Origin of the sequence: Modicisalibacter ilicicola DSM 19980 (assembly GCF_900128925.1) — a bacterium.
In the GTDB taxonomy this organism is placed as follows: Bacteria; Pseudomonadota; Gammaproteobacteria; order Pseudomonadales; family Halomonadaceae; genus Modicisalibacter; species Modicisalibacter ilicicola.
The window spans coordinates 63,940-83,224 of record NZ_FQUJ01000005.1 but is presented as its reverse complement, the minus strand read 5'-3'; the positions used below and the strand labels follow the sequence as shown (position 1 = coordinate 83,224).

Sequence of the window (19,285 nt, the reverse complement as noted above, 5' to 3'; positions counted from 1 at the left end):
TGCTCGGGTGTTACCAGGGTTCGGCCTCTCCCTGGGCATCACCCTATTATTCGTGTCTCTGGTGCTGCTGCTGCCGATGACCAGCCTGGTTGGCCAGCTGGCGGGGCTCAGCCTGGCCGAGTACTGGGCGATCATCACCGAGGGGCGCGTGGTCGCGAGTTATATGATCACCATCGGTGCGGCAGCCGTGGCCGCCATCGTCAATGCCCTGTTCGGGCTGCTGATGGCCTGGGTGCTGGTGCGTTACGAGTTCCCGGGACGACGCCTGCTGGACGCGTTGATGGATCTGCCCTTCGCGTTGCCCACGGCGGTCGCCGGCATCACCCTGGCGACCATGTATTCGAGCAGCGGCTTCATGGGCAGGCTGCTCGAACCGTTGGGCCTCGAGATCGCCTATACCTGGGTCGGCATCGCCCTGGCCATGGCCTTCACCAGCATTCCCTTCGTGGTACGCACGGTGCAGCCGGTACTCGAGGATCTTCCCGGGGAGGTCGACGAGGCGGCGATGACCCTGGGCGCCAGCGACGGCCTGGCCTTTCGCCGGGTGATCCTGCCGCACCTCTGGCCAGCGCTGGTCACCGGCACGGGGCTCGCCTTCGTGCGCTCCCTGGGGGAATTCGGCGCAGTGATCTTCATCGCCGGCAACATGCCCTATGAAACCGAAATCACCTCGCTGATGATCTTCGTCAAGCTGCAGGAGTACGACTACGTGGGGGCCTCGGCCATCGCCTCGGTCGTACTGGCGGTATCGCTCCTGCTCCTGCTGGCGCTGAATCTCTGGCAGGGCCGTTTCATCCGCCGCCTGCATGGAGGCGAATCCTGATGCAGCGTATCGGCGATGCCCCCCGCACGCGGCGCCTGCTGGTCGGGCTTGCGATAGTCCTGTCGGTGCTGTTCCTGCTGCTGCCCCTGGTCGCCATCTTTGCCCAGGCCCTCGCCGAGGGTATGGCGGTCTTCTGGAACAACCTGAGCGACGACTACACCCTGGCGGCGATCGGCCTGACGCTTCTGGTCGCGGCACTGACCATTCCGGTGAACCTCGTGTTCGGGGTGTTCCTGGCCTGGCTGGTGACGCGCTTCAGCTTTCCCGGCCGCCGCCTGCTGCAGACCTTCATCGACATCCCCTTCGCGGTGTCCCCGGTGGTGGCCGGGCTGATCTACCTGCTGCTCTACGGCAGCAACGGCTGGATCGGCAGCTGGCTGGACGAGTACGACATCCAGCTGATGTTCGCCTGGCCAGGCATCGTGCTGGTGACCATCTTCGTCACCTGCCCCTTCGTCGCCCGGGAGCTGATTCCGCTGATGCAGGCGCAAGGGGCTCGCGAGGAAGAAGCGGCGGTGACCCTGGGCGCTTCGGGCTTCACGATCTTTCGTCGGGTCACGCTGCCCAACATCAAGTGGGCGCTGCTCTACGGCGTGATCCTGACCAATGCCCGGGCGGTGGGCGAGTTCGGTGCCGTCTCGGTGGTCTCGGGCTCGATTCGCGGGGAAACCAACACCCTGCCGTTGCATGTCGAACTGCTGTACCAGGACTACAACACCGTCGGCGCCTTCACCGCCGCCGCGTTGCTGGCCCTGATCGCCCTGTTCACCCTGGCCGCCAAGGCTGGCCTTGAATGGCGCGCCACGCGCCGGGAGCAATTCCGATGAGCATCCGCCTGACGAATATCGCCAAGACCTTCGGACGCAGCATGGCGCTGGAACCGCTGGACCTGGACATCGCCGACGGCGAGCTGGTCGGCCTGCTCGGGCCGTCCGGTTCCGGCAAGACCACGCTGCTGCGGATCATCGCCGGACTCGAACAGGCCGACCGCACGCCCGGGAGAGCGATCCATTTCGGCGAGCGCGATGTGACGAATGTGCATGTGCGCGACCGACGCATCGGCTTCGTGTTCCAGCACTATGCGCTGTTCCGGCACATGAGCGTGTTCGACAATGTCGCCTTCGGCCTCACCGCCCTGCCGCGCCGCTCGCGCCCCTCCACCGGCGAGATTCGCGCCCGGGTCAATCGGCTGCTGGAAATGGTACGCCTCGAGGAGTTCGCCAAGCGCTATCCGGCGCAGCTCTCTGGCGGCCAGCAGCAGCGCGTCTCCCTGGCGCGTGCCCTGGCACTCAAACCCGACGTATTGTTGCTCGACGAGCCCTTCGGCGCCCTGGATGCCAAGGTGCGCCAGGACCTGCGCCGCTGGCTGCGTCATCTGCATGACGAACTGGGCTTCACCAGCGTGTTCGTCACCCACGACCAGGAAGAGGCCCTGGAGCTTTCCGACCGGGTGGTGGTGATGAGCAACGGGCGCATTGAGCAGATCGACGACCCGGACACCCTCTACCGTCAGCCGGCCAACCGCTTCGTCTTCGAATTCCTGGGTGACGTCAATCGCCTGGAGGGCAGCGTACGCGATGGCGAGCTGACCTGCGGCGATGCGCGGCTTTCCGTCGAACTGCCCGATGGCCCTCAGGAGCTGCTGATGCGCCCTCATGAACTCAAGTTGCTCGAACAACCGAGCGCACATGCGCGCCTGCCGGTCACCGTCACCGCTGCCTCGCCCGTCGGCGCCGAGGTGCGCGTGGAGCTGGTAGCCGACTGGCTGCCGGAGCCCTGGCTTGCCACGCTACGCCATGCTGACTTCGAGCGCCTCGGAATCAAGCGCGGCCAGCGCCTATTCGTCGAACCCCGGCGTTGGCATCGCTTCGGCGAGGCAGCGACCCGCGGCGAGCAGACGGCGATCGTCTCGTGATGTCTCAAGCCCGCCCCTTTCTCGTCGCCAGCCTCTAGACGTTATACTGCCGCTCGAAACGCAATCGAGTGGCAGTTTCATATCACACAAGGAGAACGGGGAATGCGTATTTCGAAGGCAGCCATTTTTCTGGGATGGTTCGCAGCCATGCTGCTATTGGCCGGCTGTGCCCAGAGCCCACATTATCTTCAGGTAGAACCCAGCGTCGGCGAGAACCTTTCTCGGGTCGGTAACGGGCAGAGCGTGACCCTGAACGTCGTCGACGGGCGCGAGTCCGACGTGCTCGGCACGAGAAGCGGCGCCGCCATGTCCACCGCCGTGATCAGCGTCGAAGCCTACGATCTGATGCCCAAGCTGCAGAACCAGTCCGAGATGGCGCTCAGGCAGATGGGCTTCAACCCCACCTCGGAACCGGCCACCGACCGCCCCAGCCTGACCCTGACCCTGACCGACCTCAACTACCAGAAGGCGGAGGGCAAGCCGTTGCTCGACAAGGCCGTGCTGCTGGCGCGCTTCCAGGCCGAGGCCACCAACGACCGCATGACCTACACCGGCACCTACACCGCCAAGCGCCAGCAAGACTATGCCTTGAAGCCCGACCGCGAAGCCAACACGGCCATGGTCAACGACCTGTTGAGCCGGGCACTCCAGCGCGCCTTCAACGACCCGCAGATCGGCAACCTGCTGGCACGTTGATACTGGCATCGCAATGAGGCGAGCCCCGGATATTCCGAGGCTCGCCGCGTTTCTCCCCTGGTTATCCTTCGCTCGGCCCGCGCCTGACCAGCGACCAGACATGTTCGCTGAAACCGCGGTCGTCCGCGGGCAGCACATCGAGCAACTCGAGTTCGAAATTGGGCGTGAACAGCTGGCGCACCTCCTCGGGCTCGACGTTGTAGGGCGGCCCTTTCTCCGGGAGGATGCTGCGGGTGATGGTGATCATCAGCCCCTTGGCCCCCGGCGGCAGCAACTGGGCCAGGTGGAAGGCATAACGCTGGCGTGCCGGGTGCTGCAGCGCGATGAGGGCGGCACGATCGTAGAACGCCTGGATTTCCCGGGTGTTGTCGATGTGCAGGTGAAAGAAGTCGCCACACCATATCTCCACGCTGCCCTGACGCCAGACATCGAAATAGCCTTGCCGGTAGCGTGACACTTCACCGTCGCCCTCGGCCACGAACTGCTCGATGGCCTCGCTGGCGAACTCGATGCCCAGCACCGGATGCCCCCGGTCGGCGAGCCACCGCATGTCCAGACTCTTGCCGCACAGCGGCACCAGTACCTTGTCACCGGGAGGAATGTCCAGCGCGGACCAATGCCGCTCGAGCTGAGGGTGGGTCTCGGGAAGATGAAACGCTATGCGGCCCTCGCGCCAGCGCTCGATCCATTCGTTTGCCATCGCGTATTCCTCGTGATCAGAACCAACGGTCGCGCTTTCTGCGCCGGGGCACGTGGGGCACCAGCAACCCCACCAGCAGCCCGGCGCCGGCCACGCCCCCACCGTACATGAAGTAACGCATCAGGAGATCCTCTTCCTGGGTGTCCAGGCGTGCCTGGAGCGCCCGTACCCTCTCCCGGGATTGGCTGGCTTGATCATCGAGTCGTGCATTGCGGCGTTCCAGCTCGTCGATACGCGTCTCACGATGTTCCAGGGTTTCGGTCATGATCGCCAGGCGCCGCTTCCATTCGGCATTGAGGTGCTCGAGTCGCGCATTCAGCGACTCGACCCTCTCCTTGAGGTCGGGAACACGCTCGGCCAGGCTACGCTCCTCTTGAAGATCGGCGCTTTCGATCCATACCTCGTCACCGCTTTCATCGCGTACCTGGGTATAACTCCCCTGGGTCTGGATGACCGTCACCCGCTCGCCGGAGGTCAGGCTGCCGACGATGCGATACTCGTTGGTGGGGCCACTGCGTACGTAGGTGGCCAGGTCATCGGCGACCCAGCGCGCCTGCACTTCCTCCTGGGCCTGGGCATGAGCGCTCGAGATCCAGGCACACGCCAGCATGATCGGTATCAACTTACTGATATCAAGCATCTTTACTGTTGTCATGTCGTTTGAAGGCCCCGAGCAGCAGAGCCATCCACACTTTCTGTGGATAAGCCTTGGGACAAGGTCATCGTAAATATTTCAAGACGGCGTCTTGACCGGCAAGTTCACGAATTGGTTATTTTTTGATCGTTCAGGTGTCATCTCGCGGCGGAAAGCTCATCGCTCGAGGAAACTCCGCCACCTTGCCCTCGGCCTTCGTCGCCTTGGGCGTCCCCTCCCGCTCCACTTCGTCGATGCGGACGATGGCATTGAGCGGAATGTAGCTACGCTGGACTCCCTCGAAGACCCGCCTCAGTTTCTCGCTGGAAGGATCGACCACCAGTTTCGAGGCGTCCTCGAAGACGAAGGTTTCCACCTCGATGAATCCCCACAGGTCGCTCTGGAAGATGTCTCGCGCATACAGTTCCCAGATTTCGCCCTGGTTATGAAAAACCACGCGATAAATCGGCTTGGATGCCATGTCGCTCCTTTCTGGCAGGTGGCGCACCGCCACCTCGAAGTGTTAGTGCCTACTGACAAGTAGGGCATAGAATATCACAGCCACCGCGGCTTCAAAGGGCGTCGTGGAGGCACTGGCCAACCTCGAGGTCGATACGTACAATACTGGCTCCAGAATTCTTTTCAGGCCATTCCGGCCACGCACTCACCCCCGTTACGGATAGATCGGGCGCCAGGCGCTCCGAGACACTCTATGACGAAGAAACTCTTCATCAAGACTCACGGTTGCCAGATGAACGAGTACGACTCTGCCCGCATGGCGGATCTGCTCGGCGAATCTCACCAGCTGGAGCTGACCGATGATGAACGCGATGCCGACGTCATCCTGCTCAACACTTGCTCGATTCGCGAGAAGGCCCAGGAGAAGGTCTTTCACCAACTCGGGCGCTGGAAGAAGCTCAAGGAGCACAACCCCGACCTGGTGATCGGCGTGGGCGGCTGCGTGGCCAGCCAGGAAGGCGAGAACCTTCGTAAGCGCGCCCCGCACGTCGACATGGTATTTGGCCCCCAGACCCTGCACCGGGTGCCCGCGATGCTCGATTCACGGCGCGCCGACCAGATCTCCGTGGTGGATGTCACCTTTCCCGAGATCGAGAAGTTCGACCACCTGCCCAAGCCGAGCTCCGATGGGGCCACCGCCTTCGTGTCGATCATGGAGGGCTGCTCGAAATATTGCAGCTTCTGCGTGGTGCCCTATACCCGGGGCGAGGAGGTCTCGCGACCCTTCGAGGCGGTGATGGACGAGGTCATCCACCTGGCCGAGCAAGGGGTCCGGGAAATCAACCTGCTGGGCCAGAACGTCAACGCCTACCGTGGCGAGAACCAGCTTGGCGACGAGATCGACCTGGCCGAATTGATCGGTTGCGTGGCCGCGGTGGAGGGCATCGACCGCATTCGCTTCACCACCTCGCACCCGGTGGAGTTCTCCGACAGCCTGATCGAGGCGTTCGGCGAGATCCCCGAGCTGGTCAGCCACCTGCACCTGCCGGTGCAGTCCGGTTCCGATCGCATCCTGACCGCCATGAAGCGCGGCCATACGGCGCAGGAATACATCGACAAGATGGAGCGCATCCGCGCGCTGCGCCCGGATATCAGCTTCTCCTCGGACTTCATCGTGGGCTTCCCCGGCGAGACCGATGCCGACTTCGAAGCGACCATGGACCTGATCCATCGCATCGGCTTCGATGTCTCCTTCAGCTTCGTCTATTCGGCACGTCCCGGCACCCCGGCGGCCAACCTCGAGGACGAGACGCCGGAGTCGGTCAAGAAGCACCGTCTGGCGATCCTCCAGGAACGCATCAACCAGAACGCCATGCAGATCAGCCGGCGCATGGTCGGCACCACCCAGCGCATCCTGGTGACGGGATTCTCGCCCAAGGACCCGGGACAGCTTTCGGGACGTACCGAGAACAACCGGGTGGTGAACTTCCGCGCGGCCAATCCGACCGAACTGATCGGCGCCTTCGCCGATGTCGAGATCACCGAGGCGCTGCCGAACTCGCTGCGCGGTGAACTGGCCTCTCCGGCGCTTTACTAGTACACCGCCAGGCGAAACGCCTGGCGCTTTCTGATTTGCCCCGCCCCCTGCCGGGGCAGTAAGCTCTGCCCATCACTTTCCACAACGCACGGATCCCCCTGTCTTGAGCAATAACAGTTCTCAGGCGCACCGCATCCTCACACTGACCCTCGAACCCAACGACCCCATGCGCTTGGCCAATCTCTGCGGCCAGCGCGACGAACATCTCAAGCTGGTGGAGTCCCGCCTGGGCGTGACCCTGCGCAATCGCGGCAACACCTTCCAACTGGCCGGCCCCGGCACCCGGGTCAAGGTGGCGGCCAACATCATCGAACATCTCTATCGAGAGACCGAGGGGAGCGAACTCGAGCCCGAGACCGTCCATCTGTTCCTGCAGGAGTCCGGCGTCGAGGCGCTGGAAGAGGAAGAAGGCGGTGGCGACGAGGGAGAAGTCATCATTCGTACGCCCCGGGCCTTGGTCAAGCCACGAGGCATCAACCAGCAGAGTTATGTCACCAACATTCGCAAGCACGACATCAACTTCGGCATCGGTCCGGCCGGGACCGGCAAGACCTATCTGGCCGTGGCCGCGGCAGTGGAGGCGCTCAACCAGCAGGAGGTCCGGCGCATCCTGCTGGTACGCCCGGCGGTGGAAGCCGGGGAGAAGCTCGGCTTCCTGCCCGGCGACCTGGCCCAGAAGATCGACCCCTACCTGCGCCCGCTCTACGACGCCCTCTACGAGATGATCGGCTTCGAGCAGGTCGGCAAGCTGATCGAACGCCAGATCATCGAGATCGCGCCGCTGGCCTACATGCGCGGGCGCACCCTGAACAACGCCTTCATCATTCTCGACGAGAGCCAGAACACCACCCGGGAGCAGATGAAGATGTTCCTGACGCGCATCGGTTTCGGCTCCACCGCCGTGGTCACCGGCGATGTCACCCAGGTCGACCTGCCCCGGGGCCAGACCTCGGGGCTGATCCAGGTGCTGGACGTGCTGAAGGAGACCCCGGGGATCGGCGTCACCCACTTCGCCGCCAAGGACGTGGTGCGCCACCCGCTGGTCCAGCGCATCATCGAGGCCTACGATCTGTTCGAGGCGCAGCAGGAGGCCCAGGACCGGGCACGCAAGGAGGCCCGCGAGCAGGCACGGCGTGAGGAACAGCAGCGCAACGACGGCAGCGAACAGGTGCCACCGGCATGACCGACGCCACGATCGATGTGCAGATCGCCCTGGACGATACGCTGGATCTGCCGACCAGGGACGACCTGGCGCGCTGGGCGCGGGCAGCCCTCGCGCGCCACCCTGCCGTTGCCCGGAGCGAACTGACCATTCGCCTGGTGTCCCTCGACGAGAGCCGCAGCCTGAACCGCGACTATCGCCACAAGGACAGCCCGACCAATGTGCTGTCCTTCCCTTTCGAGGCACCGCCGGGGCTCGAACTCCCGCTGCTCGGCGACCTGGCGATCTGTCATGCCGTCGTCGCCCGGGAGGCCCAGGAGCAACACAAGCCCTTGACGGATCATTATGCCCATATGGTCGTACACGGCACTTTGCACTTGCTGGGCTACGATCATATGAAGGAAGCCGATGCCGACGAGATGGAAGCGCTCGAGCGTGACATCCTCGCCGCCATGGGCATTGGCGATCCCTACGTGCTCTCCGGCACTGAACGCGGCTCCTATTTCAATGACGAGGACACGAGACCCGACGCATGAGCGAAGACCGATCGAGTAGCCAGGGCAGCAAGTCCTGGCTCGAGAAGTTGTTCAGCGGCTTTTTCAACGATTCCGACGAACCCAACACCCGGGACGAGCTACTGACGTTTCTGCGCGAGGCCGGCCCGCGACTGGGTCTCGATCAGGACGCCCTGACCATCATCCAGGGAGCCTTCCAGATCAGCGACCAGCAGACCCGGGAGGTCATGATTCCTCGCTCTCAGGTCACCGCCATCGCGATCGACCAGCCTCCCGAGGAGTACCTTCCGGTCATCTTCGAGACGGGGCATTCCCGCTACCCGGTGGTTGGCGAGAACCTCGACGAGGTGCTCGGCATCCTGCTGGTAAAGGACCTGCTCCCCATGCTGCAGGAGGGTGGCGAGGGCGAGCGACGCTGGGTCGATCTGCGAGACGTCATCCGTCCGGCCATGTTCATTCCCGAATCCAAGCGCCTCAATAGCCTGCTCAAGGAAATTCGCAGCACCCACAACCACATGGCGATCGTCGTCGACGAGTACGGCGGAACCGCGGGCATCGTCACCATCGAGGACATCCTCGAGCAGATCGTCGGCGACATCGAGGATGAGCACGACACCGACGAGGATGACGACATCCGTGACATGGGCGACGGCTCCTTCTCCATTCGCGCCCTGACCCCCATCGAGGAATTCAACGAGCGCTTCGATACCCACTTCTCCGACGATGAGTTCGATACCGTCGGGGGACTGGTCATGCAGGGCTTCGGCCACCTGCCCCGGCGCGGCGAATATACCGACCTGAAGGGCTGGCGATTCACGGTGCTGGGTGCCGACAATCGGCGTATCCGCCTGCTGCAGGCGGAACGCCTCTCGACGGTCGCCCAGGAGGACGAGGCCGGAGACGGAACGTGATTCGTCTTCCCCGAGCCGCTCTGGTATAAGAGGCACGTCCAAGAAAAGAGTGTCGTTTTTATGCTGTCCTATCACCGCCCCTGGGCGGGTTATGTGGCCGCGCTGATCGCCGGCGGCCTGACCACGCTGACCTTCTCACCCTTCGAACTCTGGTGGCTTGGCCCCATCGCGGTCGGGCTGATGTATCTCGGCCTGCATGACCTGACCCCTGGCCAGGCCGCCCTGCGCGGCTGGTGCTACGGCGTCGCCCTGTTCGCCACGGGCACGTCCTGGATCTATGTCTCGATTCATGACTACGGCTACACCGGCGTCCCTCTGGCGGTCTTTCTCACGGTGCTCTTCGCGGTGACCCTGGCGCTGTTCTACGCCATCCCCTTCTGGTTCTACCGCCGGTTCACCGGGCGCCGCCTGGCATTCTTGAGCTTCGCCGGCTTCTGGGTACTCGTCGAGGTACTGCGCACCTACCTGTTCACCGGCTTTCCCTGGCTGCTGCTGGGCAGCGCCCACGTGGATTCTCCCCTGGCCCCCCTGGCGCCGGTGGGTGGCGTCTATCTGCTTACCCTGATCACGACCCTGACCGGCACCCTCGGCGCGGAATTTCTCAGGCGGCGCTGGTGGGCCGCCGCGCCAGTTGCGGTGCTGTGGCTGTCGCCGTTTTTGATGCCACTACAGTGGACCACCCCGAGCGAGACGACGAAGCGCGTGGCACTGCTCCAGGGCAACCTTCCGCAGCTCATGAAATGGACCGACGAGGGGCAGCGCAAGGCCGCGAACACCTACGCCGAGTTGACTCGGTCCCAGGGCGATGACATCGACCTCATCGTCTGGCCCGAGACCGCCCTGCCGATGTTCCAGCAGCAGGCCGAACCGATTCTCGAGCGAATCCAGGCCACCCTGGCACCGGACACGGCGCTGCTCACCGGCATCGTGCAGCGCGAGGATGCGGAGCATTATTACAATGCGATCATCGGCGTGGGCGATGTCGAGGGTGAGTATCGCAAGGAGCATCTGGTGCCCTTCGGCGAGTACATGCCCCTGGAGAGCCTGCTGCGCGGCATCATCGCGTTCTTCGACCTGCCCATGTCGAGCTTTTCGGCGGGCGTTGCCGATCCCGAGCCGATCCGCGCCGCCGATCTCAGCATCGGCAGCGCGATCTGCTACGAGATCATCTATCCCGACCTGGTGGCCGAACGCGCTGCCGATTCCGAACTCCTGCTGACCGTCTCCAACGATACCTGGTTCGGCGACTCCATCGGGCCGCTGCAGCATCTGCAGATGGCGCGGTTGCGCGCCCTGGAGAATGGGCGCTACGTGATACGCGCCACCAGCAATGGCGTCACGGCGATCATCGACCCCCAGGGCAGGGTGACCGCCCAGGCGCCCCGCTTCGAGACGGTCAGCATCAGTGGCGAGGTGCGGGCGATGCAGGGCAAGACTCCTTTCACCACCACCGGCAGCTGGCCCAGTTGGCTGTTGGCGGCGTTGCTGGTGCTGCCTGGTCTGCGGTGGCGGCAAAGCAAGTCCCGCTTTTGAGAGCCGGCCTCACGGCATCGTCAGGCGACGATGCCGATCGTTGCACTCACGCCTCGGAAGCACGCTCGAAATAGCGATGCCCACACTGGTGGCACGGCTCCAGACGGGTGACACTCTCCAGCACCACCTTGGCACCGCAGTGCACGCAGGCCATCCGCCCCGGCGCGGCAATCTCGCCTGCCACGTAATCCGCCCGGGACGCCTCGAGATCATCGACGAGCTGCTCGCGTTCGATGATGCTGCGATCGGCGACCGAGAACAGGGCATCGGTGACCTTCCGCGACAGCACGTCGAGGTCGATGCCCAGCCAACTGGCCACACCGCTTCCCCCGGCAGCCAGGTAACCGCGCAGATCCTTGAGGTCGCGCTCGACCCAGGCACGCAGCAATGCCATCTCGTCCCGGGTGAACTCCTCGAGCTCGGCCTCGAACTCCACCGCCTCGTCGAGATCCTTCTGCAGATTCTCCCAGGAGAGCTCGTCCGCACCGTGCTGCATGCGTTCCAGAACCCGCTCGTAGGCATCGCGCAACCGATGCTCCTTCTGCCGTTCGCTCATCGCCCTCTCCTCAACGTCATGCGCTCAAAAGTCGCGCTATCGAAATCGCCATCATCACCGCATCGCCGGACTCGACACCCCAGGCCCTACCTGCACGGTCGGGTCTAGGGTATCCTTGAGGCCAGCCAGGTGACTCTCAACGCTCGCTTCGAGCGTGTTTCCAACACATTGTGCCGGCGCATATTATCGCCTTCTCGGCGAGACATGGCCAACGCCACAGTATCAAGCAAGGTGCCCCGCGATAACGATGGACACACAGTACACGCCCCACCGCATCGAACAAGCCGCTCAGCACTTCTGGGAAGAGAACCAGTGCTTCAAGGCCATCGAGGACGCGAACCGCGACAAGTTCTACTGCCTGTCGATGTTCCCCTACCCCAGCGGCAAGCTGCACATGGGGCATGTGCGCAACTACACCATCGGTGACGTCATCTCGCGCTTTCAGCGCATGCAGGGCAGGAACGTGCTCCAGCCCATGGGCTGGGACGCCTTCGGCATGCCCGCCGAGAACGCGGCGATCAAGAACCGTGTTCCCCCCGGCGACTGGACCTATCAGAACATCGACTACATGCGTCAGCAGTTGAAGGCGCTGGGCTTCGCCTACGACTGGAGCCGCGAGTTCGCCACCTGCGACGTCAGTTACTACCGCTGGGAACAGTGGTTCTTTGCCAAGCTGGTCGACAAGGGGCTGGTCTACAAGAAGATGGCCACGGTCAACTGGGACCCAGTGGACAACACCGTGCTGGCCAACGAACAGGTCATCGACGGTCGCGGCTGGCGCTCCGGCGCGCCGGTCGAGCGCAAGGAGATCCCGCTGTGGTTCCTCAAGATTACCGATTACGCCGACGAACTGCTGGCGGACCTGGACAAGGTCGACTGGCCCGAGCAGGTCAAGACCATGCAGCGCAACTGGATCGGCAAGTCCCGGGGCGTCGAGCTGGCCTTCGACGTCGCCGGTAACGGCATCGTCGAGGACGCCGATGCACTGCGCGTCTACACCACGCGTCCAGACACCCTGATGGGGGTCACCTATGTCGCCGTGGCCGCCGGCCATCCGCTGGCCAAGGCCGCGGCGGCAGACCACCCCGAGCTTGCGCGATTCCTCGAGGAGTGCATCCAGGGCGGCACCTCGGAGGCGGATCTGGCCACCATGGAAAAGCGCGGCATGGACACCGGCTTCAAGGCCGTTCATCCGCTCACGGGTCGCGAAGTGCCGGTCTATGTCGCTAACTTCGTGCTGATGGAGTACGGCACCGGAGCGGTCATGGCGGTGCCCGCCCACGACCAGCGCGACTGGGAATTTGCCACCAAGTACGGCCTGCCCATCGAGCCGGTGATCGCCGACGAATCCGGCGAGGCACCGGACCTTTCCCAGGGCGCCCATACCGAGTACGGCCGCCTGATCAATTCCGGTGATTTCGATGGACTGGCGTTCGACGCGGCCTTCGAAGCCATCGCCGACAGGCTTGCGGCCCAGGGCCATGGCGAGATCAAGATCAACTTCCGCCTGCGCGACTGGGGCGTGGCGCGGCAGCGCTACTGGGGGGCGCCGATTCCCGTCAAGTACGGGCCCGACGGCCAGACCGTGCCGCTTTCCGACGACGAACTGCCGGTGGCGTTGCCGATGGAGGTCGAGGTCGATGCCAGTGGTTCGCCGCTGAAGAAGATGCCGGCCTTCTACGACCTGGGTGACGGCTGGACCCGGGAGACCGACACCTTCGATACCTTCATGGAGTCCTCCTGGTATTACGCCCGCTTCGCCTGCGCCGACAACATGCACGCGATGCTCGACGAGCGCGCCGATTACTGGCTGCCGGTGGATCTCTACATCGGCGGCATCGAGCATGCCATCCTGCACCTGCTCTATGCGCGTTTCTTCCACAAGCTGATGCGCGATTTCGGGCTGGTGAAGAGTGACGAGCCCTTCCAGCGACTGCTGACCCAGGGCATGGTGATCGCCGAGACCTTCTACCGCGACGCCGAGAACGGTGGCAAGGAATGGTTCAACCCCGCGGACGTCGAGGTCAAGCGGGACGACAAGGGCCGGCCGGTGAGCGCCATTCTCACCAGCGACGGCCAGCCGGTGCAGATGGGCGGCATCGAGAAGATGTCCAAGTCGAAGAACAACGGTGTCGACCCCCAGGCGATGATCGATCGTTTCGGCGCCGATACCGTGCGACTGTTCATGATGTTCGCCGCCCCGCCAGAGCAGTCCCTGGAATGGTCCGACTCCGGCGTCGAGGGCGCCAATCGCTTCCTCAAGCGACTCTGGCGCCTGGTCGCCGAACACGTCAACGCCGGGTCCCCGGGCAGTCTCGACATCGACGCCCTGAACGACGAGCAGCGCACGCTGCGCCGCAAGACCCACGAGACCATCGGCAAGGCCAGTGACGATATCGGCCGGCGCACCACCTTCAACACCGCCATCGCCGCGGTGATGGAGCTGACCAACGAGCTGAACAGATTCTCGGACACCTCCTCACTGGGCCTCGCGGTCGCCCGGGAAGCCATCGAAGCCTGCGTGCTGCTGCTGGCCCCCATTACCCCCCATGCCTGTCATGCCCTGTGGGCCGAATTGGGCCATCAGGAGCCGGTCATCGACGCCGCCTGGCCCGAGGTCGATGACGCCGCGCTGGTCAAGGAGAGCGTCGAGCTGGTGGTGCAGGTCAACGGCAAGCTGCGAGCCCGCATCGAGGTCGCGCCGGATGCGAGCAAGGAGAGCGTCGAGACACGGGCCCTGGCCAGCGAGAATGTGCAGCGCCATATCGAAGGCAAGTCCCTGCGCAAGGTCATCGTGGTGCCCGGCAAGCTGGTCAACATCGTCGCCAATTAACCCAAGGAGCTGCCCGTGAAGCGTCGCACCTTCCTCAACAGGTCATTGCTGCTGCTGCTGGCTGGCGGCACGGCTGGGGCAACCTTGGCCGGTTGCGGTTTTCGATTGCGCGGCCTGAACGAACCGGCCCTGGAACTCGACCGCCTATCCCTGAATGCCACGCCATCGTCCTTCACGGACAACCTGCGACGCGAACTCGAGAGTGCTGGCGTCGAACTGACCGAGGAGGCCCCCCTGCGCCTCAACCTCGGTGCGGAACGGCTTCAGGAAGTGGCCCTGGGCGGCGGAGACCTCAACTACGAGGAGACGGAGCTGCGCCTGACCGTCCCCTTCTCGGTACAGCGCCAGGAAGATGGCGCCTACCTCCTCGATCAACAGCGCATCGAGGTCGCCACCACCTACCAGGCCAGCGACGGCAATCTGCTGGTGCGCGACGACCTGCGCCTGGAAGCCGTGGACTCTCTCTACCGCGATGCCACCCGCCAGCTTCTCGAACGCCTGCGCGCCCTGGGCCAATGAAGGTATTTCCCGACAAACTCCCCGAGGCGATCGGCAAGCGCCTGCCGCCGGCGATCATCGTCGCCGGCGACGAGCCGCTGATCCACATGGAGACTTGCGACTGCGTGCGAGCCACGGCGCGCAAGCAGGGCATCGAGGAGCGCGAGATACTGCATGTGGAAGGCAACTTCCAGTGGGGACGATTGACTGAATCCGCCGCCAGCCTGTCGCTGTTCGCCTCTGCCAAGCTGATCGAGTTGCGTCTGGGAGAACATTCGCCGGGCCAGGAAGGGGGCAAGACGCTCGAAGCCTATGCCGAGCAGGCCAAGCACAGCGATGATGTCCTGCTCATCTCGGCCTCGCGCCTCGATCGCAAGCAGCAGCAGAGCAAGTGGTTCAAGGCCCTGGACAAGATCGGCCTGTTCGTGCCGGTCTGGCCGGTGGATCACCAGCGGCTGGGTTTCTGGATGCGCGATCGCGCCACTCGCCACGGGCTGCAGCTCGACATGGAGGCTGCCCGCCTGCTTGGTGAACGCACCGAGGGCAATCTGCTCGCCGCGGATCAGGAACTGCAGAAACTCGCCCTGACGCTACCCCCTGGCGCACGTCTCGACGCCCAGACAATCGCCGGAGGTGTCGAGGACAACGCCCGGTACGACGTCTTCACCCTCACCGACGCCTGCCTGCGCGGTGAACGCGAACGGACCGTGCGTATCGTGCAAGGATTGCGCGGCGAGGGCGTCGAGGCCCCGGTCGTGCTCTGGGCCTTGACCCGGGAGCTGCGCACCCTGCTGTCGTTGCAACAGCACCTCGACCAAGGCCAGAGCCTGGAACATGCCTGCAAGGCCCAGCGCCCGATGATTCCCGACAAGCGACGCCCCAACTACCAGCAGGCGCTGAACAGACTGCCCCACCGCCGGCTGCACAAGCTCCTGCTGTTCGCCCAGCGCATCGACCTGGCCATCAAGGGCGGGGTCACCCTGCCTCTGTGGGACGCGCTGAACGATCTGGCCCTGACCCTGGCCGGCGGGCGCGGGCTGCTCGCCGAGCTGCCCCACGCCTACCGCGTTTCCTGATGGGCCATCCAGGTCTCACTCGATGATGAGGTTGTCCCGGTTGCGCGACCCCGGGGCTTCGATAAGCGGCTCCCGACCGCCTCGCAGGATGGAGTTGCCTTCATACAGCGTGCGCTGATCGATCGCCGGAGGATTCAGCCAGTCGGACTCGTGAATCTGCCCGCTCTTGCCGTAGACCTCCAGGGTGTTGGCATAGGTGACCTTGCGCACCGTCTCCTCGGGGATGCCGTTTTCCAGGGCCAGCTTCGCGGTCTTGGCCACCGCCAGAGGCTCCGAGATCCCCCAGTCGCAGGCGCTGTCGACGATGATGCGCTCGCTGCCGTAGTGCTTGAGCAGCTCGACCATGCGCCGGGTGCCCATCTTGGTCGAGGGGTAGATCGAGAATCCCGCCCAGAAGCCGCGATCCAGGGTCTCGTCCACGGTCTCCTCGTTGTTGTGATCGATGACGACCCAGGACGGGTCGAGGCCCATCTCCTCGCAGACGTCCATGGAACGCGAGGTGCCGCGCTTCTTGTCGCGATGCGGGGTGTGCACCATGACCGGCAGCTCCAGCTCCTTGGCCAGCAGCAACTGGGCACGGAAGTACTTGTCTTCCAGTGCGGTCTGTTCGTCATAGCCGATCTCGCCGATGGCCACGACCCCCTCCTTCAGGGCGAAGCGCGGCAGCCACTCCATGACGCCTTCGGCCAGTTCCTCGTTGTTGGCTTCCTTGGAGTTGAGCCCCACCGTGCAGTAGTGACGAATGCCGAACTGGCCGGCCCGGAAACGCTCGAAGCCGATGATCGAAGAGAGATAGTCGACATAGGTACCCACGAAGGTACGCGGCTGCCCCACCCAGAAGGCCGGCTCGATCAAGGCCACGATACCGGCGGCGGCCATGGCCTCATAGTCGTCGGTAGTGCGCGAAATCATGTGGGCATGCGGATCGATGAACATCTCAGGCAACCTCGTGTCGTGAAAGGGTGTCCCAGCTCAACTGACCTTCCGCGACCAGCGCGGCAGCCTCCGGGTGGGTGGCCAGCAGGGCATCGGCCAGGGGAGACGGGTTGGAGACCAGCGCCAGGGCCGCGGCGGCGCGTTCGGTCGACTTGCCCGCCAGGGCGCGCTCGAACGCCTCCATGGCATCGACTTCGATCGCGCAGGGGCCGATGCAGCGCCACACCTCCGGCGAGACCTCGCGTCCGGCTGCCCAGCGCTCGTGGATGTGATCGAGCAACTGACGCCCGAGTTCGGGGTTGGCTCGCTCGTCGAGCCCGACGATGTCGGCCAGGGCGCTATCGACGAACAGCGCCTTGAGAATCATGTGGTTCCAGCGATGCTCATCGAAGTGCATGCTGGGATAAGGGTTGTGGTGGGCAATCGCCTCGAAGACGGCGATCATGTTGGAGCGCAGCCCCTCCCCCACCTCGAACGCCAGACTCCGGGGTTCGGGGTACAGCGGCAAGCCGCGGTAGAGTGCCACCAGTTCCCGGGCGTCCGCGGTGCGCCGTAGATCCTTGAAGGTCTCGGCGAAGGAACGCTCTCCCCGGAAGGTCGCCAGCGCCAGGACCCGCGCGGCACCATCGATGCTCCACCCGTCGGGGCGCCAGCCGGGAAGGGCCTCTTCCGCCTGGCGCAGATCCTCTGCGATCAAGATCAGGTCGGCCTTGCCAAGGCGGCGCGGCGCCAGCCCCAGCACGGTATGCAATTCGCTCTCCGGGGCCCCTGCCGCCAGCGCCTCTAGACGCGTCTCGAGCCACTTGCCCTGTTCGCCAGCCTGGCGCAGGACCCACTGGCGCAATGATTCGACTGCTGTTTCAGACATTGTTGACCTCTGCGATTACTCAAGCGTGCCCATCCCTTGCTCCCATGACGACGAGAACAGACAATCATCATACGCAGAATAACACAAGGTTACTTTATTTAACGAATTGATGTTAATGTATCCGAAAGTATTTTCCTGACGCCTCGCTGCGTCTTCTCCTCGACAGTGGCAGTAACGATGAACAAGACCCTGGTAATGCTTGTCGTGGGCCTGACACCCAAGATGATCGGCCCCCACACCCCGAACCTCGCCGCCCTGGCGAAACGCGGCGGTCTGCGCCCCCTCGACACGGTCACCCCCGCCGTCACCTGCAGCGTGCAATCCACCCTGGTCACGGGGCTCACCCCCACGGAGCACGGGATCGTCGCCAACGGCTGGTACTTCCGCGACCTCTCGGAGGTCTGGTTGTGGCGCCAGTCGAATCGCCTGGTCGCCGGCGAGAAGATCTGGGAAGCCGGCAAGGCACGCGACCCCGGCTTCACCTGCGCCAAGATGTTCTGGTGGTACAACATGTACTCCACGGCGGACTGGAGCGCGACACCCCGCCCCATGTATCCCGCGGATGGCCGCAAGATCCCCGACCACTACACCTATCCTGCCGAGCTGCACGACGAACTCGATGCCAAGCTGGGCCAGTTTCCGCTCTTCACCTTCTGGGGCCCGGTGGCCGACATCACCTCGAGCCGCTGGATCGCCAGGTCGACGCAGCATGTCATGGAGACCCGCGACCCCACCCTGACGCTGACCTATCTGCCTCACCTGGATTACAACCTGCAACGCCTCGGCCCCGATCTTTCCCATCCGCGCATCCAGCAGGATCTCGAGGAGATCGATGCCCTGTGCGGCGAGCTGATCGAGCACGCCGAGCGCGAAGGCCGCCGGGTGATCGTCGTCTCCGAATACGGCATCACCCCCACCACGGATGCGATCCACATCAATCGCGCCCTGCGCGAGGCGGGGCTGCTTGCCGTCCGGGTGGAAGAGCATGGGCGCGAACAGCTCGACCCCGGCGCTTCCCGGGCATTCGCGGTGGCGGATCACCAGATCGCCCACGTCTATATCCAGGACCCGGCGAAAATTCCCGAGATCAAGTCGCTTCTGGAGGGGCTGGAGGGTGTCGAGAGCGTCTGGGATGCCGAGGGGATCCGCGCCAACGGGCTGGCCCACCCCAACGCCGGCGAGTTGGTGGCGGTTGCCAGGCCGGATCGCTGGTTCAGTTACTACTACTGGCTGGATGACGCGCGGGCGCCGGACTATGCACGCACCGTGGATATCCATCGAAAGCCCGGCTACGACCCGGTCGAGCTGTTCATCGATCCGGCCATCAAATGGCCCAGGTTCGCCGCCGGATGGCGTCTCGCCAAACGCAAGCTGGGCATGCGCCAGTTGCTCGATGTCATCTCGCTCAAGGACACCCAACTGGTCAAGGGCTCTCACGGGCGCATCACCGACGACCCGGAGGACGGCCCGCTGGTGATCTCCTCGGAAGCGAACCTGCTGCCCGAGGGCGCGGTGAAGGCGACGAACTTCAAGACCCTGACCCTGGCGCACGTCTTCGACGATTGAGTAGCTC

Annotated in this window: 19 protein-coding genes; 13 read left to right on the top strand and 6 right to left on the bottom strand. The window is 64.2% G+C overall.

Annotated features, from left to right (window positions below; genetic code table 11):
- Positions 1–7: 7 nt before the first annotated feature.
- From cysT to BUA41_RS06485, 4 genes are all read left to right on the top strand, one after another.
- Complete coding sequence (gene cysT / locus BUA41_RS06500) at positions 8–823, top strand: sulfate ABC transporter permease subunit CysT (RefSeq protein WP_245791866.1); 816 nt, start codon at positions 8–10, stop codon at positions 821–823.
- Positions 823–1,650 (top strand): sulfate ABC transporter permease subunit CysW, encoded by an 828-nt coding sequence (gene cysW / locus BUA41_RS06495; protein ID WP_072820982.1) that lies wholly within the window; start codon positions 823–825, stop codon positions 1,648–1,650. Before cysT ends, cysW begins: the two co-directional genes overlap by 1 nt.
- Positions 1,647–2,738 (top strand): sulfate/molybdate ABC transporter ATP-binding protein, encoded by a 1,092-nt coding sequence (locus BUA41_RS06490; RefSeq protein ID WP_072820980.1) that lies wholly within the window; start codon positions 1,647–1,649, stop codon positions 2,736–2,738. Before cysW ends, BUA41_RS06490 begins: the two co-directional genes overlap by 4 nt.
- A 102-nt stretch (positions 2,739–2,840) precedes the next feature.
- Positions 2,841–3,434 (top strand): YajG family lipoprotein, encoded by a 594-nt coding sequence (locus BUA41_RS06485; RefSeq protein WP_072820978.1) that lies wholly within the window; start codon positions 2,841–2,843, stop codon positions 3,432–3,434.
- Positions 3,435–3,495: 61 nt separating this feature from the next.
- Here the strand turns inward: BUA41_RS06485 and BUA41_RS06480 are convergent, their stop codons facing one another.
- From BUA41_RS06480 to BUA41_RS06470, 3 genes are all read right to left on the bottom strand, one after another.
- Positions 3,496–4,134 carry a class I SAM-dependent methyltransferase gene (locus BUA41_RS06480; protein WP_072820976.1) on the bottom strand — a complete coding sequence of 213 codons (639 nt, stop codon included), beginning with the start codon at positions 4,132–4,134 and terminating at the stop codon, positions 3,496–3,498.
- 16 nt (positions 4,135–4,150) lie between these two features.
- Entirely contained in the window at positions 4,151–4,774 is a 624-nt protein-coding gene (locus BUA41_RS06475) for a TIGR04211 family SH3 domain-containing protein (RefSeq protein ID WP_072820974.1), read from the bottom strand.
- A 145-nt stretch (positions 4,775–4,919) separates the two neighbouring features.
- On the bottom strand, positions 4,920–5,249 hold the full coding sequence (locus BUA41_RS06470; protein WP_072820972.1) for a DUF1820 family protein: 330 nt from the start codon (positions 5,247–5,249) through the stop codon (positions 4,920–4,922).
- A 231-nt stretch (positions 5,250–5,480) separates the two neighbouring features.
- On the opposite strand from BUA41_RS06470, the gene miaB reads away from it, so the two are divergent.
- The 5 genes from miaB (at position 5,481) to lnt (ending at position 10,945) form a co-directional block, all read left to right on the top strand.
- Entirely contained in the window at positions 5,481–6,824 is a 1,344-nt protein-coding gene (miaB, locus tag BUA41_RS06465; protein ID WP_072820970.1) for a tRNA (N6-isopentenyl adenosine(37)-C2)-methylthiotransferase MiaB, read from the top strand.
- 103 nt (positions 6,825–6,927) lie between these two features.
- The gene (locus BUA41_RS06460; RefSeq protein ID WP_072820968.1) at positions 6,928–8,007 is read left to right on the top strand and encodes a PhoH family protein; all 1,080 of its coding nucleotides are present in this window, start codon (positions 6,928–6,930) and stop codon (positions 8,005–8,007) included.
- Positions 8,004–8,522 carry an rRNA maturation RNase YbeY gene (gene ybeY / locus BUA41_RS06455; RefSeq protein ID WP_072820966.1) on the top strand — a complete coding sequence of 173 codons (519 nt, stop codon included), beginning with the start codon at positions 8,004–8,006 and terminating at the stop codon, positions 8,520–8,522. Before BUA41_RS06460 ends, ybeY begins: the two co-directional genes overlap by 4 nt.
- Entirely contained in the window at positions 8,519–9,412 is an 894-nt protein-coding gene (locus BUA41_RS06450; RefSeq protein ID WP_072820964.1) for a CorC family transporter, read from the top strand. Before ybeY ends, BUA41_RS06450 begins: the two co-directional genes overlap by 4 nt.
- Positions 9,413–9,472: 60 nt before the next feature.
- Positions 9,473–10,945: an apolipoprotein N-acyltransferase gene (gene lnt, locus BUA41_RS06445; RefSeq protein WP_072820962.1), complete on the top strand. Its 1,473-nt coding sequence runs from the start codon at positions 9,473–9,475 to the stop codon at positions 10,943–10,945.
- 46 nt (positions 10,946–10,991) lie between these two features.
- On the opposite strand, the gene BUA41_RS06440 is transcribed toward lnt, so the two are convergent.
- Complete coding sequence (locus tag BUA41_RS06440; protein ID WP_072820960.1) at positions 10,992–11,501, bottom strand: zinc ribbon-containing protein; 510 nt, start codon at positions 11,499–11,501, stop codon at positions 10,992–10,994.
- A gap of 247 nt (positions 11,502–11,748) precedes the next feature.
- On the opposite strand from BUA41_RS06440, the gene leuS reads away from it, so the two are divergent.
- From leuS to holA, 3 genes are read left to right on the top strand one after another with little or no spacing between them, the layout of a single operon-like run.
- On the top strand, positions 11,749–14,334 hold the full coding sequence (leuS, locus tag BUA41_RS06435; RefSeq protein WP_072820958.1) for a leucine--tRNA ligase: 2,586 nt from the start codon (positions 11,749–11,751) through the stop codon (positions 14,332–14,334).
- A gap of 15 nt (positions 14,335–14,349) precedes the next feature.
- Positions 14,350–14,853, top strand: a complete 504-nt coding sequence (locus BUA41_RS06430; protein WP_072820956.1) for an LPS-assembly lipoprotein LptE — start codon at positions 14,350–14,352, stop codon at positions 14,851–14,853.
- Positions 14,850–15,908: a DNA polymerase III subunit delta gene (holA, locus tag BUA41_RS06425; protein WP_072820954.1), complete on the top strand. Its 1,059-nt coding sequence runs from the start codon at positions 14,850–14,852 to the stop codon at positions 15,906–15,908. Before BUA41_RS06430 ends, holA begins: the two co-directional genes overlap by 4 nt.
- A gap of 15 nt (positions 15,909–15,923) precedes the next feature.
- Here holA and BUA41_RS06420 read toward each other — a convergent pair whose 3' ends face one another.
- Together BUA41_RS06420 and BUA41_RS06415 are read right to left on the bottom strand one after the other, a co-directional pair.
- Positions 15,924–16,844: a TatD family hydrolase gene (locus tag BUA41_RS06420; RefSeq protein WP_072820952.1), complete on the bottom strand. Its 921-nt coding sequence runs from the start codon at positions 16,842–16,844 to the stop codon at positions 15,924–15,926.
- A gap of 1 nt (position 16,845) precedes the next feature.
- A complete protein-coding gene (locus BUA41_RS06415) occupies positions 16,846–17,712 on the bottom strand; it encodes an EboA domain-containing protein (RefSeq protein ID WP_072820950.1) in 867 nt (288 codons plus the stop codon).
- 177 nt (positions 17,713–17,889) lie between these two features.
- On the opposite strand from BUA41_RS06415, the gene BUA41_RS06410 reads away from it, so the two are divergent.
- Complete coding sequence (locus BUA41_RS06410; RefSeq protein ID WP_072820946.1) at positions 17,890–19,278, top strand: alkaline phosphatase family protein; 1,389 nt, start codon at positions 17,890–17,892, stop codon at positions 19,276–19,278.
- Positions 19,279–19,285: the final 7 nt, after the last annotated feature.